Source organism: Candidatus Desulfofervidus auxilii, assembly GCA_030262725.1.
GTDB lineage: Bacteria > Desulfobacterota > Desulfofervidia > Desulfofervidales > Desulfofervidaceae > JAJSZS01.
Genome location: JAJSZS010000052.1, coordinates 1 through 5,194 on the forward strand (window position 1 = coordinate 1; position 5,194 = coordinate 5,194).

Annotated in this window: 5 protein-coding genes; all 5 read right to left on the reverse strand. The window is 32.0% G+C overall.

Going from position 1 to position 5,194, the window contains the following annotated elements:
* On the reverse strand, positions 1–937 hold a 937-nt coding region (locus LWW95_11550), incomplete at its 3' end, for a porin (protein MDL1957660.1).
* Positions 938–1,079: 142 nt separating this feature from the next.
* Positions 1,080–1,898, reverse strand: coding sequence for a DUF4198 domain-containing protein (locus LWW95_11555; protein ID MDL1957661.1), 819 nt, complete (start codon positions 1,896–1,898; stop codon positions 1,080–1,082).
* Between the two features lie 25 nt (positions 1,899–1,923).
* Positions 1,924–2,235, reverse strand: coding sequence for a hypothetical protein (locus LWW95_11560; protein MDL1957662.1), 312 nt, complete (start codon positions 2,233–2,235; stop codon positions 1,924–1,926).
* A gap of 13 nt (positions 2,236–2,248) precedes the next feature.
* Complete coding sequence (gene feoB, locus LWW95_11565) at positions 2,249–4,753, reverse strand: ferrous iron transport protein B (protein ID MDL1957663.1); 2,505 nt, start codon at positions 4,751–4,753, stop codon at positions 2,249–2,251.
* Positions 4,750–4,992 (reverse strand): ferrous iron transport protein A, encoded by a 243-nt coding sequence (locus LWW95_11570; GenBank protein ID MDL1957664.1) that lies wholly within the window; start codon positions 4,990–4,992, stop codon positions 4,750–4,752. Before LWW95_11570 ends, feoB begins: the two co-directional genes overlap by 4 nt.
* Positions 4,993–5,194 lie beyond the last annotated feature (202 nt).

A 5,194-nucleotide genomic window follows, 5' to 3' on the forward strand; every position in this document is an offset into this window, starting at 1 on the left:
ATTCATTTCCTTCTTTACCAAGAAAATAAAAAGGCACATTAAACCCAAAAGAAATCAAATTATTATAATCAACCTGAGCTTCATCATCCTGCCAACCAGCTCTTAAGAAAAAACCTATAGGATTTTTACTAAAAGGATTCCTAATAAATCCCATATCTTGATCTATAGAAATACCAATGCCATAAATACTTTCTTTATCTTTTCCTTCCCAATCATAAAAATCATCACTTGTAATAAATCCAAAAATTCTATAATTCCCTTCTCCCCATTTAGAGTTTAAAGTATATCCAAGCTGAAGTGCATAGTATTGATAAAATCTTTCTTTGTCTTCTCCTACATCTCCCTTGGTTGTCATTCCAAGAAGTTTTGCAGAAAAAGGACCTTTATTAAATTCTATTACAGCACCCAAATCATAACTTGGTGGAGTAGTTAAAGGAGTATTCACAAATACATCATTCATAAACTGAGTTATCTCATCATTTGCAAAACGATTATCATCAATATAAACAGTTGCATCTATAATTCCAATTGTAATCTTTAAAGATGTATCTTTATAACTAAAAGTATGAGCATACCAAGCTTCTAAAATATTATCCTGTTGCTCATGCCCATTTATATTCTTTACATCATCTTCTAAGTCATCAGCATTTGGAGCTAAAATAAAAGGAGAAACATCTTTTAAGCCATTCCCACTTGCAAAACTTCCTAAAATATAAAACTCATTATTTTCAGTAGGTGTAAAAGATAAACCAAGATCAATTGCTCCTGAGCCTCTGTTTTTACTATCAATATCTGGTCCATCCAACCATTGATAAACTCCTGTAAAAGTTCCTTCAAAGGTTATTTTTTCATTTACATCCAAACTCCACCCTGGAGTTACTTGAGAAGCTATCATCATTAAACCACCCATCATCATCGCTAAATTTGCTTTTTTCATATCACCCTCCTTTTTAAGTTTTTAGCAATTTTTACTTTTTTTAAAATAAAACTGTATTTTAATTTCAATTTCAATTTTAAAAATTTCAATAATATTTTTAAATTAAAGGCTGCGGTCAAATTAACCGCAGCCTAATAAACAATTATTTCATTTCCCATACTTGAACCCAGATAACTGCATCTTGAGAAAGCTTTTTACCTTTATATTTTAAATCCCCACCTACATCTACAGCTGCAAAACCCCACCAACCTGCCTTTGGAAGACCGAAAGTAAATACACCATTTGAATCTGCTTTAATAGTTTGAGTAACAAGTGCATCATGAGGAGCTTTTACTTTAGCCTCTTTAACAAAAGCATTTCCTTTTATATCATGATTCAGATACTCCACTTCAATTTCAGCATAAGGCACTGGTTTGCCACCACGTGTAACTATACCACGAAATACATTACCAACCCACAGAGCATAAGGTTTATCTAAAGGGATAATTTCAACTGGTAGAGGATCACCAACTGGTTTATCCCAATCTGTAGGTATACCACCTATATTAAATATAACCTTGGTGCACTGTTGTATATATATGTCTTCTGAAGGTTCATAATATGGAGCTGGAACAAAATAAAAGATGTGATCCCCCATACCTTTTAATTTAACATCAGCCTCATAAGCCCTTCCACTATTAGTCAAACTTCTAAAAGTAATTGGTTTTAATTTTTTCAATAAATCTATTTTCTTTCCTTTATGCATTACACCAAACGCTATTGGTGGATGTATCTTACCACTTTCATCTTTTCCAATATCCATAGTATGACCTGCCTCAAAGGGATGAGTAAATATTAGTTTAAGATTGATTTTTCTTGTTTTCAGAACACTTTCAGGACTATAAATTATCATAAAATGAGCAAATGCAGAAATACTTAATATAAACATGAATATTATACTTAATAATATGATCTTCCTCATCTCTTACACCTCCTTTAATAATTTTTTATTCAGTAATATCTTTACTATCTATTTTTAATACATGGCCTGGTCCTGCATCAAAAATCACTGTATAAGGAACATTTGGTTTTTTAAAGGTAAATTCACTATCTTCATTCATCTTTCCTTTTATTAAAACCTTCCCGTTCTTATCTACCACAAGCATAGTTACACCAGCAGCAGATGAACCATCAGAAAATCCACCCTCACATGTTACAGTGCCATCTCCATTGTCATAACAAGTGCAAAGTGGAGTATGGGCATAAGAATAATTACTCATAACCATAAGACCAAATAAACAAATTAATACTTTTTTCATAATATCACCCCCCTTATGTGATTTTTGGCTCTCTTTTAATAAATCCCAATATTGCTGTACATATTATTGCTAAAATATAAAAGGCTATCATTGCCTGAATTCCTGAAAGACCTAATAAGTTTCCTCCTGTAAACACAAGTATTGCTATTGTAAGTCCCAATATAATAGGATAAATTGTAGCAAATAACATCCATTTTGTGCTTCCAGTTTCTAACCGCACCATAATTAGTGTAGGGATGCAAGGTGGATACATAGCCATAAAAAGCATTATAGCCAAAGCATGAAGTGGTGTCCAACCAGTTTCTTCCCTCTTCATTCTTTCCCCAAGTTGTGCCTCTTCACCTGTTGGAGATTGATAAATACTTCCTAAGGTTGCTACAGCATTTTCCTTTGCTGCAAAGGAACTAATAAGAGCAATATTTATACGCCAGTTAAATCCTGCAAACTTTGTAAATGGTTCTATAGCCTGACCAACACGCCCTAAATAACTTGACATAACTGTCTCATTTTTAATTTCACGTCTTAATTTCTTTCTTACCTTGGCAAGTTTCTTATATGCTTTATAGACCTTTTTTGCATCCTTATCTTTTATCTTTTTTCCATTAAGTTCATAATTTCCTCTTTTTACTATCTTATAAAATTCAATATTTTTAGCTTTAAACTTTTCATCAATAGCCCTTTTTTCCTCCTTTCCTTTTGCCCCCATCATAGCAATCTTATATGAGTCCCAATATCTGGTAAATTCCATAAGCCCCTCACCAGCCAAAATCTTAGCATATGGATTTTCTTTTCCTATTTCTTTATAAAATCTTTCAATTGCCTGATTTGCCATTTTTTCATAATAAGCTTTTCTTTCTTTACTTATTCCAGGCATGCTAATGAGAATATAAACAATAGCAGCTACTACAATAACAATAGTTATAACCTTTCTTACAAATAACCATGTTCTTTCTAAAGAGCGACGCAAAACACCAGAAATTGTAGGGATATGATAAGGGGGAAGCTCCATTACAAATGGAGCACTCTCCTTTCCTTTAAGAACAGTAAGATTTAAAACTTTAGCTACACCAAGTGCTATAATTAATGTAATTGTAGCTATAAAAAACATAGCAAAAGCCTTATGTTCAGTAAAGAACATCCCAATTAAGAGAACATAAAGTGGAATCTTAGCCATACAATTCATAAGAGGTGTAGTAAGTATTGTCGCCATGCGTGCTTTTTCATCTTTTATACCACGGCATGCCATAACACCTGGTATAGCACATCCCCCTACATACACACCACCCAATATATAAGGTAGGATAGATTGCCCATGAAGACCAAAATGTCTAAATATACGGTCTAAAATAAATGCCATACGTGCCATATATCCTGTATCTTCAAGTATTGCTATCAAAGCAAAAAGGATAAGAAAAATAGGAATATAATTTAAAACTGCTATAATCCCATCAATAACTCCTAAAGGTAAGGAACGAAGAAGTGGATCAAAAATAAATCCCTCAGGTGGAAGAATTTTTGCTATAAAATTTCTAAAAGAAACTAAAAGTGGCCAAGTATAATTGGTAATTTTGTAGCCTTGAACTATAGAAAGTTCATATAAACTATAAATAACAGCAGCTAAAATAATAAAACCAAAGATTTTATGGCAAACAACTTTATCAATCTTATCAGATAAAGTCAAAGTTATTTTCTTTTTTCTTTTGATAACACTTTCTACAATTTTTTCTGCAATAAGATAACGCTTTTGGGCAATGACCTTTTCAGGTGTCTCCTTATATTGAGATATAAATTTCTCTCTTTCACTTTTTACATAATTTATAATTTCTTTTCCATTTTTTAACTTTTCTTTAACAAGCTTTTCTACCTCACTATCTCCTTCCATAAGTTTTACAGCAAGCCACCTTAAAGGATAATTTTGGGAAAATGAAGATTCTTCTGAAAGTTTTTTTTCCAAAGAAGATAGTATAGGCTCTAAGGCATCACCATAATTAATACGTTTAAAATTAGGTTTAATATTTCCTTTAGCAACATCCCATATTGCTTTTTGAAGTTCTTTTTTTCCTTTCCCTCTATTACCAATTGTTGGAATTACTGGAACCCCTAACTTTTTGCTCAATTCATCTATATCTATTTCAATTCCTCTGCTTTCTGCTACATCCATCATATTTAAATCAATTATTAATGGAATTCCTATCTCACCAAGCTGAAATGTAAGATAGAGATTTCTTTCAAGATTTGATGCATCTACTATATTAACTATCAATTTTGGTTTTTCATGAAGAATAAAATCCCTTGCTATGCGCTCTTCTAACGTATATGAAGTAAGGCTATAGGTACCAGGCAAATCAACCAGTTCTATTTTATCTCCTTGAAATTTAAATATCCCTGTTTTCTTCTCAACAGTTACACCAGGATAATTAGCTATATGCTGTCTTGCACCAGTAAGAAGATTAAAAATAGTGGATTTACCAGAATTTGGCTGACCTGCAACTGCTACTATAATTTTTTCTTTTTTCATAATAGCTCTACCTCAATACATTTAGCCTCAGAATGACGAAGGCTAACATGATATCCTCTAACAATAAACTCAACTGGGTCTATAAGTGGTGCATTACGAACCACTTTTACCTTTGTTCCAGGTATAAATCCCATATCCATTAAACGCTGCCCTACAGCACCACCTATATTTATTCTTATAATTCGACATTCTTGACCAGGCTTTATCTCATCTAAGGTTGTTACTTTATGTTCCTTCATAAAATTTAAATTATATTGCATTTTAATTTCAATTTCAATAAATAGCAAAAAAAATTTTTTTGTCAAGAGGTTTGACAAAATTAATTTTTAAATTAAAGTTTTGGTATTTAACAATGGAAAAAATAAATCGCTTAATTCCACTCAGTATGGTAGGTAAAAATAAGGAAGTAACAGTAGTAGGCATAAATGCAGGTAGAGGACT